The sequence below is a fragment of the Halorubellus litoreus genome (assembly GCF_055378595.1).
Genome location: NZ_AP043836.1, coordinates 937685 through 960948, shown reverse-complemented (window position 1 = coordinate 960948; position 23264 = coordinate 937685). Strand labels below are relative to the sequence as shown.

Here is a 23264-nt window from a genome sequence, read left to right as displayed (position 1 = left end):
GGCGGGACCGACAGGAACGTTGCGGTCCGGTCCCCGTGACCGCTCGGGTCTCAGCGCCCGCGGACGTCCTCGTAGACGCGCCCGGCGACGACGAGCGCGCCGGTCGCGACGAGCAGGAGTTGGGTGCCGGAGCCCGCGAGCGGGAAGATTCGCTCCTGGACCTCGGGCTCGCCCTTCCTGTCGGGGTTGGTGTCCGCGCCCGTGTGGTACTGGCGTTCTTTCGTCGACCCGAGGCTCGCGTCCTTCACGGGCTCCTCGTTCCCGAGGTCGACGAACGTCTGCACGAACCCCTTCTGGTCGCTGAGGTACGTCCGCCCGGTGACCTCGTAGAACTGGTCGTGGACCGGCCAGAGCACGTTCACGCCGTTGGTCACCACGTCCGGACCGATGCCCGCGAACGCGACCGCGACGACGGCGACGCTCGCGACCCGCGGCGCGGTCGCCCCGAAGCGCGCACGGAGCCACGAGTGCTCGCGGACGCGGACGTCCCAGACCACGAGCGCGCCCAGTGCGAGCGGGAGGAGGACGGTGTGGGTGGCGGAGCGATGCGCGCCCACCACCACCCACCCGAGGAACGTGTCGAGGTCGACCGCCGCGACCGCTGCCAGCACCACGAGGATGGCGCGCGGCGAGAACGCACCGGCGAGCAACGCGCACCCAACCAGCCCACCGAGTGCCACGTGCACGAGCGTCGAAGGCATACCACGAGCCAAGGGTGCAGGTACCAAAACCCTATCCCGGCCTCGCTCACCCCCTCGCCCACCGGCCTCGGGCGTCTCCGCCGAGACCGCCGGGTCAGTCCTCTCGGTGTCTCCGCGCGAGCCGGTCGACGTCCGCGTCGGCCTTCCACTCGCCGAGTTCCTTCGGGTCGACGTGCACGAACACGTCGTCGACCTCGGGGAGTTCGCGGATGGCGTCCATCACCTCGGTCTCGATGTCGTGCGCTTCGAACAGCGTCCGGTCGCCCTCCACTTCGATGTGCAGCGAGACGTCGACCTCGGGGCCGACGTAGTGCGCGACGACGTCGTGCGCGCCCTCGACGTCCGGGTGCGCGAGCGCGCGGTCGACGATCTCGACGCGGAGTTCCTCCGGGGGCGCGGAGCCGACGAGGTACCCGACGTTGTCGCGGACGATCTCGACGCCCGTGTAGCAGACTGCGACCGCGACGACGCTCGCGGCGATGGGGTCGAGGAGCGGGAACCCGGCGCGTGCGCCGACGACGCCGACGAGTGCCGCGCCCGCGGTGAGGACGTCGTTCCGGTTGTCGAGCGCGGCCGCTTTGAGCGCCGGCGAGTTCGTCGATTCGCCGCGCGCGTACACGAGGCGGTAGAGCGCGTACTTCGTGACGCCGGAGACCGCGAGGATGCCGACGGCGGCGAACCCGGTGGTAACCGTCGCGTCGCCGGAGAGGAGCGTCGTCCCGGCCTGGTAGAGGATGGCGCCGCCGGCGGCGAACACGCCCGTGGCGACGAACAGCGCGACGAACGGCTCGATGCGCTCGTGGCCGTGCGGGTGCTCGAAGTCCGGCGGCTGCGTGGTGTAGTAGAGCCCGACGAGGACGAAGACGCTGTAGGCGGCGTCCGCGAAGCTGTTCACGGCTTCCCCGCCGACGGCGAGACTCCCGCCGTCGAGGTAGACGACGGTCTTCCCGGCCGCGAGCGCGAGGTTCACCGCGAGGACGAGTGCGCCCATGCGTCGCATCGTCTTCGCGTCGCTCATCGCTTCGAGTTACGGCGTCGGGTTTCAAGGGCGTGTCGACTCCCCTGCTCGCACGAGCATACGGCGTCCGCCAGGACGCCGTTTCTGGGTATTACTGCTCGCACGAGCGTACGGCGTCCGCCAGGACGCCGTTTCTGGGTATTACTGCTCGCACGAGCGTACGGCGTCCGCCAGGACGCCGTTTCTGGGTATTACTGCTCGCACGAGCGTACGGCGTCCGCCAGGACGCCGTTTCTGGGTATTACTGCTCGCACGAGCGTACGGCGTCCGCCAGGACGCCGTTTCTGGGTATTACTGCTCGCACGAGCGTACGGCGTCCGCCAGGACGCCGTTTCTGGGTATTACTGCTCGCACGAGCGTACGGCGTCCGCCAGGACGCCGTTTCTGGGTATTACTGCTCGCACGAGCGTACGGCGTCCGCCAGGACGCCGTTTCTGGGTATTACTGCTCGCACGAGCGTACGGCGTCCGCCAGGACGCCGTTTCTGGGTATTACTGCTCGCACGAGCGTACGGCGTCCGCCAGGACGCCGTTTCTGGGTATTACTGCTCGCACGAGCGTACGGCGTCCGCCAGGACGCCGTTTCTGGGTATTACTGCTCGCACGAGCGTACGGCGTCCGCCAGGACGCCGTTTCTGGGTATTACTGCTCGCACGAGCGTACGGCGTCCGCCAGGACGCCGTTTCTGGGTATTACTGCTCGCACGAGCGTACGGCGTCCGCCAGGACGCCGTTTCGGGGACGACTGCTCGCACGAGCGTACGGCGTCCGCCAGGACGCCGTTTCGGGGACGACTGCTCGCACGAGCGTACGGCGTCCGCCAGGACGCCGTTTCGGGGACGACTGCTCGCACGAGCGTACGGCGTCCGCCAGGCGGCCGTTTCTTCGGGAACTGATTGTGTGGGTGCGCTGTGAGAGTGATGTGCGAGGATGGGTTTACGTCTCGTGTAAACTTCGCGGTCAGAATTGGACGAATCCGGCGTCGGTGTCGGTCGCGCCGGTTTGCTCGCTGAAGGCGTCGTGGAGGCGGTCGTAGGTGTCGGTGACGGCTTCGACGATGACTTTGGTGTCGGCGATGACGGGCATGAAGTTGGTGTCGCCGGTCCAGCGGGGGACGACGTGGGTGTGGAGGTGGTCGTCGATGCTGCCGCCGGCGGCGCTCCCGCCGAGGTTCTCGCCGGCGTTGTAGCCGTCGGGTGCGAAGGCGGTGTCCATGGCGTCGATGGTGCGTTGTTTGAGGCGGGCGTGTGCGAGGAGTTGGTCGTCGTCGAGCGCGCGCCAGTCGCCTTCGTGCGCTTGGGGGATGACCATCGTGTGCCCTGGGTTGTAGGGGTAGTTGTTGAGCATGACGACGGCGTGGTCGTTGCGCGCGAGCACGAGGTTGTTGCGGGCGTCGTCGCGGTCGGGGAACTCGCAGAAGACGCAGTCGACGTCCGGGTTCTTGTCGTCGCGTTCCACCCATTCGATGCGCCACGGCGCGAACACCTGGTCCATATCGTTTCGAGGTGTGGCGTTGATTTGAAAGCACGGCTTCATACGTGTGGGTTTCTCGACAGTAACCATCTGGGAATCCGCTGGTAAGCATTGACAACCGATTGAAATGCTCTCCACAAACACTGGACAACCGCCTTAGAAGCGGCTTTAGACGATTTGGGACTGTCTGTGGCGTTAGAATGGTTTCATTGGCTCCTCGTCGGGTATTTTTCGCCCCCGGCCCCCGAAAACTGACGAATCGATTTATTACCAACCAGGGTAACATGTGGTTTGTAGATGGCAACGACTGACAACTCCTTCGACGGCCTGACGGAGCACTGCACCGACTGCGACACCGACACGCTGCACCAGGTGTCCGTGCAGATCCGTACTGAAAGTCTGAAGGAGGAAAATGCGGAGTTCTCGCGCGAACCCTACCGCGTGGCCGAATGCCAACGCTGTGGGTCCCGCTCGAGCCAACGCATGAACAACGCTTAGACGCACAGGTGGGCACGGGGGTGTCCAAAACAACCAACTCGCCGCCGGCACTGGGGTGACGGCGGCACGCAGATTCTTTGGGTACTACGGACCGACCAGCATACGGCCGCCTCCAGGCGGCCGTTTCTGCTGCGGATAGCACGAGCGTACGCCGATCGCCAGGTCGGCGTTTCTGCTGCGGATAGCACGAGCGTACGCCGATCGCCAGATCGGCGTTTCTGCTGCGGATAGCACGAGCGTACGGCGACCGCCAGGTCGGCGTTTCTGGTGTTGGTTCGGTTCTGACTCGGTTACCGTGAGCGGGTGGTGATCTCGCAGCCGTCTTCGGTGACGATGATGGTGTGTTCGCGTTGGCTGACGAGGCAGCCGTCTTCTTCCTTGAGGACGGGGTAGCCGTGGACGATGTCGTTCATCTTGAGGCGGCGGAGCGCCATCTCGGGGCGGGGGACGTCGAGCCAGCGGGTGGCGAACGGGAGGGTCTTGAACTCCTCGGTGATCTGGTCGAGGGCTTGGCGTGCGGAGCGGTCGCGGACGGTGGCTTCGCGTTCGAGCGAGTAGATCTCCTCTTGTTGGCCTTCGGAGACCTTCCCGGAGCCGTCGGTGGCGAACGGTTCGATGGCGACGACGTCGCCGACCTCGAGCGTCGTTCCTTGGGAGACGCCGCGGTTCGGGATGTTCGGGGCGGTGTGTTGCTCCCAGTGGCCGAGGCCGTGCCCGGTGAGGTTCACGACGGGGTTGTAGCCGTACGCGTCGATGACGTCCTCTATCTCCGCGCCGATGGTGCCGGTGTCGACGCCGGCCTCGACGACGTCGAGTGCGGCGTCGAGCGCTTCTTCGGCGGCTTCGACGAGGTCCTGGTTCCCGGAGAAGTCGACGGTGACGGCGGTGTCGGCGAGCCACCCGTCGATGTGGACGCCGATGTCGAGCTTCACCATCTCCTCGCCGACGACGCGGTCGTCGTCGGGGCCGGCGGCGCCGTGGGCGGCCTCCTCGTCGACGCTGACGTTCACGGGGAACGCGGGCGTCCCGCCGAGCTCGCGGATGCGGTCCTCGGCCCACTCGCTGATCTCGAGGTAGCTCGTTCCGACCTCCAGGCGGTCGGCGGCCTCGTCGCGGACCTGCGCGAGTATCTCGCCGGCCTCCCGGTGCTTCTCGTACTTCTCGGCGTCGAGGTCGACGTCTGTCATACCCCATCGTAGACCCGTCCGCGAGAAAGAGGTTGCGTCTCCCCAACGCGAGCCCGCGGTCGCGGTTCCGTCCGCCATTCGCACCCGCAGACCGCATGCTACTCGTTGACGAACACATTCTACATAGCTGCATAGAGCCGTCATAGCAACGCTTTACGTGCGTTCCCGTTCATATAGGTCAAGACCGTGACAGCCGACCGATTCGACTTCGACGACACCGAGGGCGCCTGGCATCGACGTATCGACCTCGACGACTGGGACGACGTCTACGTCGTCGGGGACGTGCACGGGTGCTTCGACGCGATGAAGCGCCTGCTCGCGACGCTCGAGGTCACCGACGACGACCTCGTCGTGTTCGTCGGCGACCTCGTCCGGAAGGGTCCGGACTCGAAGGCGGTCGTGCAGACCGTCCGCGAGGCGGACAACATGCTCTCCATCCGCGGGAACAACGAGGAGAAACTCCTGCGCGGCGAGAAGGAACTCGACGCGCTCTCCGCCGTCGACATGGACTACATCAAGTCGATGCCGGTCGTCATCTCGTGGGACGACGGCGTCGTCGTTCACGGCGGCATCGACCCGCGCAAGCCCCTCGCCGAGCACGACGTCGACGACGTCCAGAACACGCGCTCGCTCACCGACGACTCCTACGGTCGCCCGTTCTGGTGGGACGAGTATGCAGGTGACCGCCGCGCGTTCTTCGGGCACACAGTCCTCTCCAGCCCGGTCGTCCGCGAGCACGCCATCGGGCTCGACACCGGCTGCGTGTACGGCGGCGACCTCACCGCGTACGACGTCCGGAACGACGAGGTGGTCGCCGTCGAACTCGACCGCGACGGGCTCTCCCGGAGCGACGACTCCATCGTCGACACTCGCGAACGGGTCGTCGCCTGAGTGACTCGCTTCTCGATGCCCGACGACGACGCCAGCGAGAGCGACCGCGTCACCGGCAGCGACGATGCAAATAAATCCGGGGCCGACGAAACGACTGGCATGACTGCGGACGACGACGCTGCCACGACGACGGCCCGCTTCGAGTGCGCGTGCGGGTACGCGGCGGACAGCCGCAAGTCCCTGACGTCGCACATCGGCGGGACTGGCGGGACGAGCGAGTCCCATCACGTCGTCGTCGCGCCCGCGGACGCGGACGTCGAGTCCCTGGACGCGCCAGCGAACGACGACCCAGCGACCAGCGGTGCGCGCGCCGACGGCGACGGGTCGGTCGCACGCGCACCGGCACGCCCCATCGAAGACCCGGAGGACGTCGACCTCGACGACGACTCGCTCTACCTGAACCGCGAGCTGAGCGAGCTCGCGTTCCAGCGGCGAGTGCTCCACGAGGCCGTGGACGACCGGAACTCCATCCTGGAGCGCGCGAAGTTCCTGTCGCTGTTCACGTCGAACCTCGACGAGTTCTTCATGAAGCGCATCGGCGGCCTCAAGCAGCAGATGGACGCGGGCGTCACCGAGCTCACGCCCGACGGCCGCACGCCGCGCGAGCAGTGGCGCGAATCCATCGAGAAGGCCGAAGCGTTGTTCGAGGAGCAATCCCGGTGCTTCCACGAGGACGTCGAGCCCGCGCTCGCCGACGCCGGCATCCACGTCCTCGACCACGAGGACCTCGCCGAAGCGCAGCGCGAGTCGCTCCGCGAGTACTTCGAAGCGCAGGTCCTTCCGACGCTCACGCCGCTCACGTTCGACCCCGCGCATCCGTTCCCGTTCATCTCGAACCTCAGCCTCTCGATGGCGATCCTCACGCGGAAGTCGCCGGACGCGGACGTGAAGTTCTCCCGCGTGAAGATCCCGCAGAACCGCCCGCGGCTCGTGCGCGTCGACGACAAGGACGCCGGCGACGACCACGCGGAGTTCGTGCCCTTGGAGCAGGTGATCGGCGCGAACCTCGACCTCCTGTTCCCCGACACGCAGGTCGTCGAGTGGTCGACGTTCCGCGTGACGCGGAACGCCGAGGTCCGCCGGAACGAGGAGGTCGCCGAGGACCTCATCGACATGATCGAGGAGGTGTTGCGCGAGCGTCGGTTCGCGACCGTCGTCCGCCTCGAGCTCGCGAGTGGGACGCCCGACCGCGTCCGCGACCTCCTCGTCGAGCACCTCGACGTCGACGAACGCGAGGTGTTCGTCCGCGACCCGCCACTGGACTACCGCGACCTCATGCGACTGCACGGCCTCGACCGGCCGAACCTGAAGTACGAGGACTGGACGCCGAAACCGCACCCGCGGTTCACGCACGTCCACGAGGACGAGGACCGGACGATCTTCGACGAGGTCCGCGACGGCGACATCCTCGTCCATCATCCCTACCATTCGTTCACGGGGACCGTCCACGAGTTCATCCACGAGGCCGCCCACGACCCGGACGTCCTCGCTATCAAGGCCGCGATCTATCGGACGGCGAAGGACTCGAACGTCATCCAGAGCCTCATCGAGGCGGCCCAGAACGGGAAGGAGGTCGCGGTGATGGTCGAGTTGAAGGCGCGGTTCGACGAGGAGAACAACCTCCGGTGGGTGAACCGCCTGGAAGAGGAGGGCATTCACGTGGCGTACGGGACGCCGGGGTTGAAGACGCACACGAAGACGACGCTCGTCGTCCGCCAGGAGGACGAGGACGTCCGCCTCTACAGTCACGTCGGCACCGGGAACTATCACTCGGAGACCGCGAAGACGTACGAGGACCTCGGGCTCCTGACCGCGGACCGGGACGTCGGCCAGGACCTCGTGAAGCTGTTCAACTTCTTCACGGGGCACTCGATGCACGACGACTACCGGCGGCTCCTCATCGCGCCGACGAACATGCGCGAGCAGTTCCTCGAACGCATCCGCCACGAGACCGCGGTCGCGCGCGACGGCGGGGACGGGCGCATCGTCGCGAAGATGAATCGCCTGGAGCACCCGGAGGTCATCAGGGCGCTCTACGAGGCGTCGATGGCGGGCGTCGAGTGCAAACTGATCGTGCGAGACATCTGTCGGTTGCGCCCGGGCATCGAGGGAATCAGCGACAACATCGAGGTGCATAGCATCGTCGGGCGGTTCCTCGAGCACTCGCGCGTGTTCTACTTCGAGAACGACGACCCCGGGTTCTACATCGGGTCGGCGGACTGGATGGTGCGGAACCTCGACAACCGCGTCGAGGCGAACGCGCCCGTCGAGGACCCGCGGTTGCAGCGCGAGCTGGCGCGCGTGCTCGAACTGAACCTCGAGGACAATCGTCGTCGCTGGCGGATGCACGGCGACGGGTCGTACGAGCAGGTACGGCCCGCGGAGGGCGAGCCGGTGCGGGACCTCCACGAGCGCATGATGCGTCGCGCGGAGGCCGGCCTCGACGTGTGGGAGGGGCCGGTGACGTTGTTCGACTGACGACGACGGCGGTGCGGCCGCGTTCTTTTGCGGGCGGTGTCGTCAGTCGTCGTCGGCGATCCACGCGCAGTCCGGGCACGCGTCGACGCCCTGGACGTTGATCGTCTTCGTGCCGCACTCGGGGCAGGCCGCGCGGCGGTGCTGGGTCTGTTCGAGCATACGACCCTAGTCGCCATCGACGATGATAAAGATAGGGTACGACACGCGTCGAAAACCGGCTACGTGGCGTCGCAGTCGTGCGGTTCTCAGCGTCTCGGTGGTTCCGGCGGCGTCCCGGCTGGACGGGACCGGCGCCGTCGGTCGAGGACGGCGACGGCGACGCCCGGCCCGAGGACGGCGACCGCGAGCAGGCCCGCGACCGCGAGTTCGCGAACGGGCGAGTCCAGGAACAGGACGTTGTACCGCGCGAACCCACCGGGTGCGACGAACAGGACGCCGGCGAGTCCGAGGACGACCGGCCACGCGAGCACGACCCAACGTCGGCCGGCGCGGACGGGGGTGGCGTCGGCGCGGGCGGCGACGAGCCAGCCGACGCCGAGCGGTGCGACCGCGAGCACGAGCACCACCGCCGCGACGACGGCGGCGGCGAGGACGCCACCCAGGACCAGCAGTGCGCCGACCGCCACCGTCGTCGGGACGGCCACCAGGACCGCGGCGACGCGGTCGACGCGTACGTCGGCGACGCGTTCGGCGACGACCGCGAGCACGGCGACGACGGGCGCGGCGACCACGACCACGACACCAGTCAGGATGGCCAGAAGCGGGAACCACTCGTACACGCCCGCCAGTACGTGCGCTCGAACCATCAACCCGCCGCGGCGACGCTGCAGCCCGTCAGGAACCGACAGGGGCGGTGCGGGACGTCTCCCGGGCTACTCGACGGCGACGGCGGTCTGCATGAGTTCGGAGTTGTACGCGCTGCCGGCGTTCCCGTCGGCGTCGAGGACGATGACGCCCGCCTGCGCGCCGGTGAGTTCGGCGAACTCGTCGATGGCGAGCGCGGCGGCGTCGTCGGCGCCCCGACCGGATTCGACGTGGCGGACGGCGCGGCGCGCGAGCGTGACGCGAGCGATGTCCTCGCCGGCGCCGGTCGCGCTCGCGCCACCGGCGGGCGCGCAGTAGAAGCCGTTCCCGAGCTGGGGGACGTCGCCGACGCGCCCCGCCAGGGCGAACCAGCGACCGCCCGTCGACGTCGCCGCCGCGATGCGGTCGCCGTCGCGTGCGACCGCGCCGACGGTGTCGTGATCGGTGTGGTCGCTTCCGGATTCAGGGTCGGCGCTCGCCGCACCACCCTGCCCGAAGCGGTCGGCGAGCCACGCCAGGTGCTCGCTCGGCGACCCGCTGGGTGGGTCCGCGTTCGCGTACTTCTCGCGCGTTCGCTCGGTGAAGAGGTCGCGGTCCGTGTCGACGCCGTAGTCGTCGGCGAGCGAGACGGCGTGCTCGCCGGAGACGAGGACGTGCGGGGTCTCCTCGAGGACGACGCGCGCCGCGGAGACGGCGTGCTCGACGCCGGGCATCGAGCACGCGGCGCCCGCGTCGCGGTCGCTCGTCATGACGCCGGCGTCGGTGCGGACGACGCCGTCGGACTGGACGGCACCGCCGATACCGGCGTTGAACCGCGGCGACGATTCGAGAACGTGGAGGGCCGCTTCGACCGCGTCCAGCGGTGTCGACGCGGTCGCGCCGTCGTTCGCGGCGTCGTCGAGGATCGCCTGTCGGCTCTCGGGTTCGTCCGGTGCACTCCCAGCGCCGCCGTGCACGATGACCTGCATGGCTTGGGACGCGGCCCCCCGCCGCTTAACGCTTGCCGACCTGCGCCATGGGCTGTCGTTCTCGACCGCGCCGGTCCCGTCCCGCCACGGCCCGGCCGTGCCGCCGCCCCCATGGTAATTGGCCCCAAAGTACTTGTGGTGTGGTAACTCTTGACTAAGACGTGATGCGGACAATACGCTTGCGACGACCGTGACGTCGTCCGCGCGACCACGACGCAGCGGGCGGCACCCACGAACGCACCGACGACCGCCGACCAACGGGCCTCCGACACGCGATGCCCGCGGTGAACTGCCTGCACCGCGGCCACTCGAACCGCACCCGAACCGGCGCTGACGCGATTCCCGCGGCGAATCACCTGCGCCGCGGCCGCCCGAACCGAACGCGAACCATCTCGAATCGACCGCGAACCGAACGCGAACCAACATCGTTCACGCCCGCGGTGGACTGCCTGCACCGCGGTCGCCCGCACCGAACGCAACGAACGCAACGAACGCCCGCACCGAACGCAACGAACGCCCGCACCGAACGCAACGAACGCCCGCACCGAACGCATCGATCACTCGAAACTCGACGCGACCCCCGCGGTGGACTGCCCGCACCGCGGCCGACCCGCACCGACCACGACCGCCCCACGACGGAGACGCAGACGTCGTGGCCGACCACGCACGCACCGAGCTGTCGCGGCGCAGGCCACGCCGCGACCGACCGGCACCGACTCACGAACACGCACCGCGAATCAACCGGCACCACACGCACACCAACTTCCTGCTGTCGCCGACGGACCCCTCGCAGCAGCCTCGCCGCGCCGACCCGGTCGCTACCGTCACCGTCGCTCGCCGAACCCGTCGTCGTGCGCCGACCACGTCGCCACGCCGAGTACGTGTCGCCGCGTCGATCCCGTCGCCGTCGCGCCGAATTCCCTGTCGTCACGTTGACTCCGTCGCCGTCGCGCCGAATCCGCCGTCCTCCTCGTGCTGTTCGTCGTCGCACCGTTCGTCGCTGACCACGTAGTCGCGGCCCTCACGTGTTCGCGCGAGTCGGCACGCGGCCAGCGGCACCGCGAACGCGATGGCAAAACTTTCCTCCCGACCACACCGAGAACGGCCGCGAACACGCCGACGTCGCGGGTCTCGCAGCCAAATGATAGCCCTTTTAGGCGGGTATTCCGACCAACTAGGCGAGTATGAGTCACGAGTACGAGAAGGTCGACGTGCCGTCGGACGGCGAGGCGATCGAAGTTGTCGACGAGGACGCTGACGAGCTGGACGTCCCCGAGAACCCCATCATCCCCATCATTCACGGGGACGGCATCGGGAAGGACGTCGGACCGGCCGCCCAGAAGGTCCTCACCGCTGCCGCCGAGGCGACCGGCCGAGACATCTCCTGGATGCGCGTCTACGCCGGCGAATCCGCTCGCGAGAAGTACGACGAGAACCTCCCCGAGGACACCGTCGAAGCGATCAAGGAGTTCAAGGTCGCCATCAAGGGGCCGCTGACGACGCCGGTCGGCGCCGGCTTCCGCTCGCTCAACGTCGCGCTCCGGAAGACCCTCGACCTCTACGCGAACGTCCGCCCCACCTACCACCTCGACGGCGTCCCGTCCCCAGTCAAGGACCCCGGCGAGATGGACATGGTTACATTCCGAGAGAACACGGAGGACGTCTACGCCGGTATCGAGTGGGAAGCAGGCACCGACGAGGTCCAGGAGGTCAAGCAGTTCGTGGAGGGCGAGATGGGCTTCGACAATACCATCCACGAGGGCCCGGTCGGCATCGGCGTCAAACCCATCACCGAGTACGGCACCAAGCGGTTGGTCCGTGAGGCCATCGATTACGCCATCGAGGAGGACCGCGACTCCGTCACGCTGGTCCACAAGGGCAACATCATGAAGTTCACCGAGGGCGCGTTCCGCGACTGGGGCTACGAGGTTGCCGAGGAGGAGTACGGTGAGGACATCATCACCGAAGACGAGCTGTGGGAGGAGTACGACGGCGAACAACCCGCGGGGACGATCGTCGTCAACGACCGTATCGCCGACAACATGCTCCAGCAGCTGCTGACTCGGACGAGCGAGTACGACGTCATCGCGACGATGAACCTGAATGGGGACTACATGTCCGACGCCGCCGGCGCCCAGATTGGTGGCCTCGGCATCGCCCCCGGCGCGAACTTCGGTACCACACGCTGTCTCGCCGAACCGGTTCACGGGTCGGCGCCCAAGTACGCCGGTGAGGACAAGGTCAACCCGACCGCGATGATCCTCTCGGGCCGCCTGATGCTCGAGTATATGGGCTGGAAGGACGCTGGCACGCTCGTCCGGGACGCCGTCGAGGAGACCATCTCTTCCGGAAAGGTCACGTACGACCTGGAGCGGCAGATCGAGGGCGGCGAGAAGCTCGCTACCAGCGAGTTCGCCGACGAAGTCGTGAACAATATCGAAAAGCTCTCGTAGAGCGGTTCTCGCGGCGACGCGGTCGCGGTTCTTCTCTCCGTTTCTTCGCCGTCGAGAGCCGCTGGTTCGTGCGAGGTGCCGCTCGAACCGGCCGCCTGTGGTCGACGGCGCGTTGAGTCCGGTAGCGGTTTGGGCGAGCGGTCGTTCTGTGTGAGTGATGGACGACGCGGCCGACGCTGGCGGGTTCGAGTGGCGCTGCGAGCACTGCGGGGAGCGGACGCCCAAGCACAATCCGCCGTGTTCGAACTGCGGGGGGATGTCGCTGGAGAAGGTGCCGTTGGACGGCGAGCGCGACGTGCGTGAGGCGGAGTCGCTTCTGGGGACGTCGCGGCGTGCGCTCGTCGGGTACGGCGTCGCTGGCGCGGTTGCGGTGTTCGGTGGCGGGTACCTGTTGTACGAGGAGTACACGCCGCCGGCGATTCCGGATGCGCCGGGAAGCGCGGAGCGCGCGGGCGGTATCTCGCTCGTGACGGTCGAGGACGCGATCCTGGCTGGCGTGAACGCCGAGCGCGACGCTCCCCTCGCTGCCGACGGTCGCGTCGTGGACGCGGCGCGGTACGCGACCGCGTACACGGTCACGACCGGCGAGGACGGGAGTGCGCGCGAGCTGTTCGGGCGACTCCGGGACTTCCGGCTCGGCCGATTCCAGTTCGTTCGACGGATCTTCACGGGCGGCGAGGGCGAGCGCGCCATCGAGGGGTTCGCGGACGCCGACGCGGTCGCGGACGCCTTCCTCCGGAACCTCCTCGGCGACGACGAGGTGCGCGAGTTCCTGACGAGCGAGCGCTTCGAGCACGGGAGCGCGGACGTCCACGTCGCGCCGAACGGCGACGTGTACGCGTCGGTCGTCGTCGCGAGCGGCGGGACGGGCGTGCTCTGAATCGACAGCTATGGAACGGGCGTGCTCTGAATCGACAGCTATGGAACGGGCGTGCTCTGAATCGACAGCTATGGCACGGGCGTGCTTTGACTGACTGGACCGTCACCGCCTGGGGAACGAAACGCCTTCGACGGTCGTCCGCGTCGACTCGTGTATGACCGACGTACGTGCAGCGGTTGCGGCGGGGGCCGACGAGCGCGAGGACGCGTTCGCGGTGCGGCGCGTGGTGTTCGTGGACGAGCAGGACGTCGACGAGAGCCTGGAGTGGGACGACTGGGACGACGACCCGGCGACGACGCACGTCGTCGCGTACGACCGCGACCCGACGCGGGACGCCGCGCTCGCGGTCGCGGACGGCGTGCGCCCCGTGGGAGCGGCGCGACTCCGGCCGAAGGACCGCGACGAGGCGCGCGTGGGGAAGGTCGAGCGGGTCGCCGTCCTCGAATCGTACCGCGGGACCGGCGTCGGGCGCGCGCTGATGGACGTCCTCGAGACCGAGGGCCGCGACCGCGGGTTCGAGTCGTTCCTCCTGCACTCCCAGACGCAGGCGGCGGGATTCTACGAGCGACTCGGCTACGAGCGCTTCGGCGACGAGTTCGACGAGGCCGGCATCCCGCACGTGAAGATGCGGAAGGACGCTACTGACTGACTGATTGTCGTCCACACCCCGCGACGGCGGGGGCTCGGACTGAATCTCGGGCCGCGACGGAGGGAGGAGACTTACGCCGGTCGGGTGCGAAGCCGAGCGCGTGCCGTCTCGACGCGCCCTCCTCCAGGCCGTGGCGGCGAGCGCGCCAGCGTTCGCCCAGCCGGGAACCGACTCCACGACGACGAACGCGGACGCGCCGGCGAGTCCCCTGTCCGTCGGTACGGTCGTGCATCGCGTCCCCTCGATTCCGGACCGCACCTTCCGCCGGGTGGTGCGGGCGGTCGACCGCGGCGTCGAACAGGTCGCGCGGAACGCGGACCGGGAACTCGACCGCGAGGTCACGTTCGACGTCGCCGCGGGCGGAACCGCGCCCCGGGGGACGGTGGTGACGAACACGCGCGACGCGGTCTGGGAGTCGACCGCGGACTGGCTCGACGCCGAGGGCCGCCGCGACCCCGACGCGCTCCACCTCATGCTCGTCGACGAACCCCTCCAGCAGTCCATCGGGTACGGCGGGAACCGCACGCACCTCAAGAACGGCGGGCCGGTGTCGTACGCGAACGTCGGCGCGACCGAGCAGTGGGACGACGCGGCGGTCACGGACAACATGGCGGTCCACGAGGTCCTCCACGGGCTCGTGACGCCGTTCGACGCGCGACCGATAATCGGTCGCGGCTGCGAGCACGACCTCGGCGCGGTCGTTCCGGCGGGCGACGGCCGCGGCGCCATCGTGACGCCGCTCGCGACCGCGTACGCGGAGACGACGGTCGGCGGCGAGACCCAGTGGCCGGGCTCCGGCTGCCTCGGGCGGTTCTCGCGGGACGTCCGCTACGACCCAGACTGGTGGGGGCACACGTACGCGCTCTCGGAGGCGACCCTCGCCGCGACCGCGCGCTACCTCGGCCGCATCTGACCGCTCGCCGCCGGCGAGCGCCCCACTCGCGTCGCGCCACGACGCCCTCGCTCGCGGTGCCTACCTCGATGCCTTCGCCGCCTCGCACGACACTAAGTAGCACGCGTCCCTAGCGGGCTGTATGTCCCTCCCGCGCAGGCGCGACGTGCTCGCGAGCGTCGGTGCGAGCGCGAGCGCGCTCGCCGGCTGTCTCGACCTCGACCTCGGCGGTACCGACGGCGGCGACGCGGACGCAATCGTCTCGCTCGAGACGGTAGCCGACGGGTTCGCGGCCCCGGTCGCGGTCTCGTTCCGCCCCGGCGACGACCGTCCGTACGTCGTCGACCAGCCCGGGCGCGCGTACCGCGTCGACGACGACGGCCCCACGGCGGTCGCGGACCTCCGCGACCGCATGGTCTCCATCGGTGGCGGGTACACCGAGCAGGGCTTCCTGGGGCTCGAATTCCACCCCGACGGGTCTCGTGCGTACGTCCGGTACAGCGCCCCGCGCCGCAGCGGGACGCCGGAGAACTACTCGCACACGTTCGTCCTCGACGAGGTCCCCGTCACCGGCGACGGCGCGCTCGCGGTCGACGACGAACGCACGCTCCTCGAGATACCGCAACCGCAGGGGAATCACAACGCCGGCGACCTCGCGTTCGGCCCCGACGACCACCTCTACGTTGCGGTCGGCGACGGCGGCGGGAGCGGCGACCGCGGCACCGGGCACGTCGACGACTGGTACGACGCGAACGCCGGCGGGAACGGCCAGGACGTCACCGAGAACCTGCTGGGGAGCATCCTCCGCATCGACCCGGACTCGCGGACCGACGGGAAACCGTACGGGATACCCGACGACAACCCGCTCGTCGGCCGCGACGCGCTCGCCGAGCAGTACGCGTGGGGCCTCCGGAACCCGTGGCGGCTCTCCTTCGACGACGACCGACTCGTCGCCGCGGACGTCGGCCAGAACCGCTGGGAGGAGGTGAACGTCATCGAGGCGGGCGCCAATTACGGGTGGAACGTCCGCGAGGGCCGGCACTGTTACGACGCCGACGACTGCCCGACGGAGACGCCCGACGGCGACCCGCTCGTCGACCCCGTCCTCGAGTACAGTCACGACGTCGGCATCGCGGTCGTCGGCGGCCACGTCTACCGCGGGAGCGCGGTCCCCGCGCTCGACGGAAAGTACGTGTTCGCGGACTGGCGCCAGCGGCTCTTCCTCGCCGACCCCAGCGGCGACGACTGGACGCGCGAGGACCTCGCGGTCGCCCCCGGCGGCGGCATCGAGCGGTTCGTGCTCGCGTTCGGCCGCGACCACGACGGCGAACTCTACGTCGCCACCGACGGCAACAGCGGCCCCGGCGGCTCGAGCGGCCGACTCTCGAAGTTCGCGCCAGCCGACGCCGCCGACCGCGACCCCACGGACACCACCGCGTCGGTCGCGAGCAGCGTCACGACCGCGCTCTCCGGCACCCCGCCCGCGCCGACGACCGGCGACGGCGGCGGCAGCGGGAGCGGCGGCCAGGGGAACGGCGCCACCCCCGGATTCGGCGTCCTCGCGGCGTTCGCCGGCCTCGGCGGGGCCGCCGCTCGACGACTCAGGCGTCACTGAGAACGAACCACGCACCGTCACCGAACCGCCCCGTCGATTCAGTCGTCGTCCGTGAACGCGCCGAGCGGCGACTCGCTCGCCGTCCCGTCGTCGCTCTCCGCGAGCATCGCCGCGACCGCCGGCGGCATGCCCTCGGCCTCGAAGTCCGGGTCGAACAACTGCAGTGCGGTGTTGATCGTCGACCAGTCGTCCTCCGCGGCCGCGTCCCGGAGGCTCTTCGTCGGCGCCGACAGGAGCTGGGAGACGAGCGCGTCAGCCATCGACTCCACGACCGCTGCCTCCTCGTCGTCCAGGTCGAGCTTCGACAACGCCGTCTCGACCTCGCGAGCCTTCATGCGTTCGGCGGACTCGTACATCGCCGCGATGACCTCGTCCGCGCGCTGGCGCTTGAACTGCTCGAGGAGGTTCGCGAGCTCCGCGTCCACGATGCGCTCGACGGCCGCGGCGGCCTCCCGGCGGTTCTCGCGGGTCTCCTCGGTGACGTCCTCGAGCGCGTCCAGGTCGTACACCGTCACCGACTCGATGTCGCCCGCCGCCGGGTCGACGTCCCGGGGTTGCGCGAGGTCGACGACCGTCACGTCGCCCGCGTCCGCGAGTGCGCTCGCGTCCACGACGAGGTCGTCGCTCGACGTCGCCGACAAGACCACGTCCACGCGAGAGACGACCGTGTCGACCGCCGACAGCGGCACGGGCTCGGTCGGCACGTCCAGTTCGTCGACGACGTGCTCGGCGTTCGCGACCGTTCGGTTCGCGACGACGAGCCGGCCGACGCCGCGGTCCGCGAGCGCCCGCGCCGCCAGCAGCCCCATCTCGCCGGCGCCGACGACCAGCGCGGTCGCGCCCTCCAGTTCGCGCTCCGCGGCGACGCGCTCGGCCGCCGCCGACCCGAGCGAGACGACGCCCTCGTTCACGTCCGTCTCCGTCCGCGCACGCTCGCCGACGTGCACTGCCTTCAGGACCGCGTCCTCCAGGACGTCCGAAGCCGTCCCGACCTGCTGAGCGGTCTCCAGGGCGTCCCGGACCTGCCCGAGCACCTGGTCCTCGCCGAGGACGAGCGAATCCAGGCCCGACGCAACCCGCAGGAGGTGTTCGAGGCTCTCCTCGTGGCCCATCTCGATGCGCGCCTCGTCGCTCGCGTCAGCGCCGTACTCCGCGAGCGCCGCCTTCCCCGTGCCGACGTCGCCCGTCACGACGTACGCTTCCGCCCGGTTGCACGTCTGGAGGACGAACGCCTCCTCGACGCCGTCGGTCGCCGCGAGCGTCCCGAGCACCGCAGCGGGCTCGCGCGTACTCGCCGCGGCGACGTCGTCGACGCTCCCGGTGCTGTGAGTGACGCGAACGCCCGTGATGACGCCTGTATCCTTCATTATTTGACGAGTTCGGGTGCGACGTCCGCGAGGACGTCGTCAATCAGTTGTCGTGGCTTGGCGTTACCGGTACGTAAAGTTGTCCAAACGTCCGGCGACCGCACGACGGCACGTACCACATCCCGACGCCGCTCGGGGTCGACGCCGCGACCCTGGAGGTCGTCCCGCAGCGCGCCCGTGAGCTCGGCCATCGCGCCCGCACCAGCGATGTCGTCCTCGATGCGCTCCCGGAGGTACTTCGAGAGCGCGGGACTGGCGCCGCCGGTCGCGACGGAGACGACCACGGGGTCGTCCCGGACCGTCGCCGGCACGACGACGCTCCCGGGGTCGCGCTCGCCGTGCGTGTCCGTTCGATTCACGAGCACGTCGCGCGCGCTGGCCTCGCTCTCGACGCGCGCGTTCACCGCCGCGTCGTCGGTCGCCGCCACCGCCAGCGCCGGGTCGACGCGGTCGAACCACCCGGGGACGTCGTCGGGCACGACCTCGCTCCGGACGCGCTCGGCGCCACCGAAGTCCGCGTCCGCGAACCCCGGCGACACCACGACGACGTCGGCCTCGGTCGCGAACCGCCGCGCCTTCCGCGCACCCACCGACCCACCGCCGACGACGAGCACGCGTTCCCCCGTGAAGTCGTGGTAGAGCGGTATCATCGACGCACCTCCTGCGAGCGCGGTCTCATCGTCGTCACCTCGACGCGTCCGTCGGTGCCGTCTCCTCGTCGTTCGACGCGTCGGCGTCGGTGGCGTCGGCGTTGGTGACTTCGGCGTCGGTGTTCGCGTCCGCGCGCTCGTCCAGCCGGATACCGGTCTTCTTCAGGATGCGCGTCGAGAACAACGTGTCCCAGTCGTCGTCCTCGACGTCCCAGTACTCGCTCATGACGTCGCGGACCTGCTCGACGCGCTCGGCGCTCTCTTCCTCGCTGCGTCCGTGGGTCATCGCGAAGAAGTTGTACGGCCACACGCCCTCGTGACGCGGCCGCTCGTAGCAGTGCGTGACGAAATCGAGACTCGCGACCGCGGGCCCGACCTCGTCGACGAGGTCGTCCGGGACGTCCCACACCGTCATCCCGTTCTCCGTGTACCCGAGCGCGTAGTGGTTCGGCACCACGCCAACGCGTCGGATCTTCCCCTCGACCTCGAACCGACGGAGCGTCTCCAGCACCCACTCGACCTCGGCGCCGAGCGCGTCCGCGACGTCGCGATACGGCGTCGACGTTACTGGTAGTCCTCCTTGCACTTCGAGCACGAGGTCGCGCTCCTCGGGCGTCAACGTCGACCGCCCCGACGGCGCCGGACTCGGCCCCAGACTGGACAGGTCGACGTCGCCCTCGGGAACGGGGCCGTCGACGAGGAACTTCGCCTCCACGCGGAACTCCGTCTGCTTCGGGAGGTTGTACGTCTCCTGGCCGGTCTCGTCCTCGATGGCCGCGAGCACCTCGTCGACGCGCTCGGGGTCCGCCACGCTCACGACGAACCACACGTTCAAGTGCGGATGCTCGCGCTCGTAGTTGTGCGCGACCTCCCGATGCGCGTTCACCGCCTCCACGACCTCCTCGAACCGCTCCTCGGGCGCGTGCATCGCGACGAGCGTCGCCGCCCCACCGATCTCCTGTGCATTGACGAGCGGCCCGAACCGCGACAGCACCCCTTCGTCGTCGAGCGTCCGCACGCGCTCCAGTAACCCGTCACCGTCGATGTCGATGGCGCGCTCGCGCAACGCCGCCGCCGCCGACTCGAACGGCCGCTCCACGACGGGGAACCCGCCCTGGAACGCGTTCACGACCGCCCGGTCCACGTCGTCCAGCTCGTAATCGACGTCTCCCCGTCCCATTTGCTAGGCGCTCGGGTCCGCGAGCGTATAAGGAACGCGGGTCTTCCGAGACCGTGAAAACCCGGCCCTCGTCGCCCCCTGCCGTGCCGCAGGGACAAGATACGTACCGCTGGCGGGAGACGGGCGACGCGATGCCCTCCACTAGTTCGCCCGCGACCTCGCGCAGACGCGTCCTCCGGTCGCTGGCGGGTGCCACCGCCGTCGCGGCCGGTGGCGCGACCGCCGGCTGTCTCGACGCGTTCCGCTCGCCGCTCCCGCGAAGCGACCTCGCGTGGCCGGGATTCATGGGCGGCCCGCAACGGGCGGGGTGGCGCGCGAGCACGAGCGGTCCCGAGGACGCGCCCGGGTCCGTCGACGCCTACCCGTTCGAGAGCACGGTCGAGGCGCCGTACCTCCTGTTCCCGGCGGTCGCGGACGGCGTCGCGTACGCCGCGCGCGCCGTCGAGAGCGACGCGTACGCGGAGAACGACGTCGTCCCGCCGAGTTCGGGGGACCGCCTCGAGGTGCTCGCCGTCGACCTCGACCGCTCCCGCGTCCGCTGGCGGACGCGCGTCGACGTCGGCAGCGGGTACGGCGTCGACCCGCCGCTCGCGGTCGCCGTCACCGACGGCGCCGTCGTCGCCGGCTGTCTCGAGGAGGTCGCGGTACTCGACCGCGACACCGGCGACGTGCGGTGGACGCGCGACCGCGTCGCGCCGATGCCGACCGTTCGCGACGGTCTCGTGCTCACGTTCGGCGTCCGCGACGCCAGCGAACCCGTCCTCACGAGCCACGACCTCGACACCGGGGCAGTCGAGTGGACCGCTGACCGCGGCGTCCTCCCCGGGAACCGCACCGACGTCCGTCCGCCTGTCGCGAGCGTCGACGCCGACCGCGTCTACGCCGCGTCCCGCTCGAAGGTCGCGGCGATAGAGCGCGGGACCGGCGAGCGCGCGTGGCTGCACGACCTCGACGGCTATGGCGGGGTCGTCCGCCAGTTCGCGCCCGCGGTCCGCGGCGACCGCGTCTACGTCGTCCAGAGCCGCCCCGACGCGGGCGACCAGTTCCTCGAGGGCCTGCGGAGCCGGGTCGTGGCGCTCGACGCCGAGACCGGCGCGGTCGTCTGGAGCCAACAGATCGGGGACGGCGTCGAGCGGTTCGCGACCACGAACCCCGTCGTCGGCCCCGAACTCGTCGTCGTCGCCGAGAGCGACCCGCCGACCCGCGGCGACGCCGCCGCGGACGTCTCGAGCACGCTGTGGGCGTTCGACCGCGACACCGGCGACGAGCGCTGGCGGACGCGCGCCCCCGGCCGCCTCAGCGGGCGCACGCTCGCCGACGGCTCGACCGTCTACGTCACCGGCGACGGCGACGGGGACGCGTCGACCGAGGAACGCGCGCTGTACGCGTTCGACGCCGCGGGCGGCGATCTCGCGTGGCGCGTCGGCACCGACGGGCCCGAACTCGCCGCGCTCGGTGCCGGCGCGGTGTTCTCGACGTCGTCGGACGCGACGCTCCGACGGCTGCACTGAACCGGGACGCGCCGCTCGCCGGACGGTCGCGAGTGGAATCGAGAAGGCGCCGGCCCCTTACTCGTCGCCGCGGACGCCCGTCGCGTCGAACCCGAGGTCCTCGATGCCGGCGACGATGGCGTCGTGGTCGGCCTCGGCGAGATAGTACATGACGATGTCGAAGCTCCCCTGGCGGAGGAGCTGCTGGCACTCCCACACGAACTCCTCGTCGTCGATGGTGAGGCCCTGGTGCTGGTTCGAGGAGAAGTTCGGGTCGTCGTTCCCGCTCTCGACGTAGACGTCGTTCGGGTCGTGCCCGCTGTGTTCGGCGATGACGTCCGCGGCGTCGAGCGTCGCCTGCATCATCTGGACGTCCGCCTGCCCGTCGAACTCGGTGTGGACGACGACGCCGTTCAGGTCCACGTCGCCCGGTTCCAGTAGCGCCTTCGTCCGCCGATAGAGGTCGTCGTCGAGCGTCTCACTCATACCGTCACGCTTCTCGACCGCCGAGTAAACGTGTCACGATTCCGCGCCGCCGCGACGGAACGGACGCGGACGTCCCGGTCGCCACCGACGCCAACGCCGCGGCTATCGACCGTGAGGACCGGGACGCCCGGCGAGCGCGAGGCGCTCGGGGCGTCGAAAATAACCGTAGTCCGCTTCGCGAGAGGAGACGAGATTACCGCCGCCGCCCGGAACCGCTACCGCAACTGGTGGTGAACCGACTTAGAGGCGCTCGAGGTTCTCGGCGCGCGGGCCCTTGTCGGCCTGCACGATGTCGAACTCGACCTCCTGCCCCTCCTCGAGGTCCGGACCGCCGATGTCTTCCATGTGGAAGAACACGTCCTCGTCGGATTCGTCAGTATCGATGAAACCGTAGCCACCAGTGTCGTTGAAGAAGTCAACCTCGCCTTTCGCCATTGCAGTCGAACGGAGCACGGCCTGGCATATAAATTTGTCCGATAGCGCGCGACCGGCTGTTTCGGGCGGGAGACGCCGGTAAGGGGTCGTTCCGGGCGGTCGCACGGGCCTCGATGGCGGGGCAACCCCGTGATTCGAATCAAAGGCGGCCTTGCGAGGCGGTGGCAGGGCCGGGCGGCGTCGGCTGCAAGCAGAAGACACATATCCGCGGTCGAATAGGATGCTACTAGATGCGAGGGTGGCTTCGCGAACGCGTTCGAGCGGGATACGAGCACCTGCTCCGCCGTGAGATATCGGGGTCGCCGACGCACGTCGCCGTCATCCAGGACGGGAACCGTCGGTACGCCCGACAACGCGGCGGTGACGCGCCGGACGGGCATCGGGCTGGCGCGCAGACGACCGAGGACGTCCTGTCGTGGTGCCAGGACCTCGGCGTCGAGGAGCTGACGCTGTACGCGTTCTCGACGGAGAACTTCGACCGCCCCGACGAGGAACTCGAGCCGTTGTTCGACCTGCTCGCGGAGAAACTCCGCGAGTTCGCGGACGCGGAGAGCGTCCACGACAACGAGGTGTGCGTGCGCGTCATCGGCGACCACGGGATGCTCCCCGAGCGCGTGCGGTCGGCGGCGCGGTACGCCGAGGAGCGGACGCGCGAGTACGACCGGTTCGTGTTGAACGTCGCGCTCGCGTACGGCGGCCGGAACGAACTCCTGCACGCCGCGCGTGGCGTCGTCGACGACGTCGCCGCTGGCGAGCTCGATGCGAGCGACGTGGACGTCGCGACCGTCGAGGACCGCCTCTACGACTGTCCGGTGCGGGACGTCGACCTCATCATCCGCACCGGCGGGGACGAGCGGACGTCGAACTTCCTGCCGTGGCACGCGAACGGGAACGAGGCGGCGGTGTTCTTCTGCGCGCCGTACTGGCCGGAGTTCTCGAAGGTGGACTTCCTGCGCGCGATCAGGACGTACGAGAACCGCGAGCAGTCCTGGCGGCGGACGAGGGCTCGCCGGGCGCTCGCGCTCGTTCGCGCGTTCGGGAACGCGGAACTGGAGGAGGCGCGGCAGGTCGTCGACCGGTTCCGTGACGCGCTCCCGCGACGCGAGCGCGCGGACGCGGAGGACGTCGCGACGACCGAGCCCGCGGACTGA

21 protein-coding genes are annotated in these 23264 nt (G+C 69.5%); 10 read left to right on the top strand and 11 right to left on the bottom strand.

Annotated elements, in window-relative coordinates:
- Positions 1 to 50 precede the first annotated feature (50 nt).
- From ACZ48X_RS09015 to ACZ48X_RS09005, 3 genes are all read right to left on the bottom strand, one after another.
- Positions 51 to 701, bottom strand: a complete 651-nt coding sequence (locus tag ACZ48X_RS09015) for a metal-dependent hydrolase (RefSeq protein WP_336352247.1) — start codon at positions 699 to 701, stop codon at positions 51 to 53.
- A gap of 94 nt (positions 702 to 795) precedes the next feature.
- Positions 796 to 1719, bottom strand: a complete 924-nt coding sequence (locus ACZ48X_RS09010) for a cation diffusion facilitator family transporter (protein ID WP_336352248.1) — start codon at positions 1717 to 1719, stop codon at positions 796 to 798.
- A 958-nt stretch (positions 1720 to 2677) separates the two neighbouring features.
- Positions 2678 to 3211 carry an HIT family protein gene (locus tag ACZ48X_RS09005; protein WP_336352476.1) on the bottom strand — a complete coding sequence of 178 codons (534 nt, stop codon included), beginning with the start codon at positions 3209 to 3211 and terminating at the stop codon, positions 2678 to 2680.
- Positions 3212 to 3487: 276 nt separating this feature from the next.
- Between ACZ48X_RS09005 and ACZ48X_RS09000 the strand changes: the two genes are divergently transcribed.
- Positions 3488 to 3688: a DUF7835 family putative zinc beta-ribbon protein gene (locus ACZ48X_RS09000; protein ID WP_323675562.1), complete on the top strand. Its 201-nt coding sequence runs from the start codon at positions 3488 to 3490 to the stop codon at positions 3686 to 3688.
- 290 nt (positions 3689 to 3978) lie between these two features.
- Here ACZ48X_RS09000 and map read toward each other — a convergent pair whose 3' ends face one another.
- Positions 3979 to 4875 (bottom strand): type II methionyl aminopeptidase, encoded by an 897-nt coding sequence (gene map / locus ACZ48X_RS08995; protein WP_336352475.1) that lies wholly within the window; start codon positions 4873 to 4875, stop codon positions 3979 to 3981.
- A 186-nt stretch (positions 4876 to 5061) separates the two neighbouring features.
- Here map and ACZ48X_RS08990 point away from each other — a divergent pair, with 186 nt between their 5' ends.
- Both ACZ48X_RS08990 and ppk1 read left to right on the top strand, forming a co-directional pair.
- Positions 5062 to 5766: a metallophosphoesterase gene (locus ACZ48X_RS08990; protein WP_336352474.1), complete on the top strand. Its 705-nt coding sequence runs from the start codon at positions 5062 to 5064 to the stop codon at positions 5764 to 5766.
- 15 nt (positions 5767 to 5781) lie between these two features.
- Entirely contained in the window at positions 5782 to 8244 is a 2463-nt protein-coding gene (gene ppk1 / locus ACZ48X_RS08985) for a polyphosphate kinase 1 (protein WP_336352473.1), read from the top strand.
- Positions 8245 to 8489: 245 nt separating this feature from the next.
- Here ppk1 and ACZ48X_RS08980 read toward each other — a convergent pair whose 3' ends face one another.
- On the bottom strand, positions 8490 to 9050 hold the full coding sequence (locus ACZ48X_RS08980; protein WP_336352472.1) for a hypothetical protein: 561 nt from the start codon (positions 9048 to 9050) through the stop codon (positions 8490 to 8492).
- 66 nt (positions 9051 to 9116) lie between these two features.
- Positions 9117 to 10016 (bottom strand): isoaspartyl peptidase/L-asparaginase, encoded by a 900-nt coding sequence (locus ACZ48X_RS08975; protein ID WP_336352471.1) that lies wholly within the window; start codon positions 10014 to 10016, stop codon positions 9117 to 9119.
- 1184 nt (positions 10017 to 11200) lie between these two features.
- On the opposite strand from ACZ48X_RS08975, the gene icd reads away from it, so the two are divergent.
- The 5 genes from icd to ACZ48X_RS08950 all read left to right on the top strand — a co-directional run bounded on the left by icd (position 11201) and on the right by ACZ48X_RS08950 (position 16505).
- Positions 11201 to 12469: an isocitrate dehydrogenase (NADP(+)) gene (gene icd / locus ACZ48X_RS08970; protein WP_336352470.1), complete on the top strand. Its 1269-nt coding sequence runs from the start codon at positions 11201 to 11203 to the stop codon at positions 12467 to 12469.
- 157 nt (positions 12470 to 12626) lie between these two features.
- Positions 12627 to 13349 (top strand): hypothetical protein, encoded by a 723-nt coding sequence (locus tag ACZ48X_RS08965; protein WP_336352469.1) that lies wholly within the window; start codon positions 12627 to 12629, stop codon positions 13347 to 13349.
- A gap of 154 nt (positions 13350 to 13503) precedes the next feature.
- Positions 13504 to 13998 carry a GNAT family N-acetyltransferase gene (locus ACZ48X_RS08960; RefSeq protein ID WP_336352468.1) on the top strand — a complete coding sequence of 165 codons (495 nt, stop codon included), beginning with the start codon at positions 13504 to 13506 and terminating at the stop codon, positions 13996 to 13998.
- 100 nt (positions 13999 to 14098) lie between these two features.
- Positions 14099 to 14911 (top strand): hypothetical protein, encoded by an 813-nt coding sequence (locus tag ACZ48X_RS08955; RefSeq protein WP_336352467.1) that lies wholly within the window; start codon positions 14099 to 14101, stop codon positions 14909 to 14911.
- Between the two features lie 121 nt (positions 14912 to 15032).
- Positions 15033 to 16505: a PQQ-dependent sugar dehydrogenase gene (locus ACZ48X_RS08950; protein ID WP_336352466.1), complete on the top strand. Its 1473-nt coding sequence runs from the start codon at positions 15033 to 15035 to the stop codon at positions 16503 to 16505.
- 38 nt (positions 16506 to 16543) lie between these two features.
- Here ACZ48X_RS08950 and hemA read toward each other — a convergent pair whose 3' ends face one another.
- The 3 genes from hemA to ahbB are packed head-to-tail and all read right to left on the bottom strand — an operon-like array spanning position 16544 to position 19702.
- Positions 16544 to 17872 carry a glutamyl-tRNA reductase gene (gene hemA, locus ACZ48X_RS08945; RefSeq protein ID WP_379762992.1) on the bottom strand — a complete coding sequence of 443 codons (1329 nt, stop codon included), beginning with the start codon at positions 17870 to 17872 and terminating at the stop codon, positions 16544 to 16546.
- Positions 17872 to 18522 carry a precorrin-2 dehydrogenase/sirohydrochlorin ferrochelatase family protein gene (locus ACZ48X_RS08940; protein WP_336352465.1) on the bottom strand — a complete coding sequence of 217 codons (651 nt, stop codon included), beginning with the start codon at positions 18520 to 18522 and terminating at the stop codon, positions 17872 to 17874. Before ACZ48X_RS08940 ends, hemA begins: the two co-directional genes overlap by 1 nt.
- 34 nt (positions 18523 to 18556) lie before the next feature.
- Entirely contained in the window at positions 18557 to 19702 is a 1146-nt protein-coding gene (gene ahbB / locus ACZ48X_RS08935; protein ID WP_336352464.1) for a siroheme decarboxylase subunit beta, read from the bottom strand.
- A gap of 83 nt (positions 19703 to 19785) precedes the next feature.
- Between ahbB and ACZ48X_RS08930 the strand changes: the two genes are divergently transcribed.
- Positions 19786 to 21213, top strand: coding sequence for an outer membrane protein assembly factor BamB family protein (locus ACZ48X_RS08930; RefSeq protein ID WP_336352463.1), 1428 nt, complete (start codon positions 19786 to 19788; stop codon positions 21211 to 21213).
- A gap of 57 nt (positions 21214 to 21270) precedes the next feature.
- Here the strand turns inward: ACZ48X_RS08930 and ACZ48X_RS08925 are convergent, their stop codons facing one another.
- Positions 21271 to 21678, bottom strand: coding sequence for a DUF5778 family protein (locus ACZ48X_RS08925; protein ID WP_336352462.1), 408 nt, complete (start codon positions 21676 to 21678; stop codon positions 21271 to 21273).
- Between the two features lie 240 nt (positions 21679 to 21918).
- The gene (locus tag ACZ48X_RS08920) at positions 21919 to 22113 is read right to left on the bottom strand and encodes a cold-shock protein (RefSeq protein WP_227133609.1); all 195 of its coding nucleotides are present in this window, start codon (positions 22111 to 22113) and stop codon (positions 21919 to 21921) included.
- A gap of 230 nt (positions 22114 to 22343) precedes the next feature.
- On the opposite strand from ACZ48X_RS08920, the gene uppS reads away from it, so the two are divergent.
- The gene (gene uppS / locus ACZ48X_RS08915; RefSeq protein ID WP_336352461.1) at positions 22344 to 23264 is read left to right on the top strand and encodes a polyprenyl diphosphate synthase; all 921 of its coding nucleotides are present in this window, start codon (positions 22344 to 22346) and stop codon (positions 23262 to 23264) included.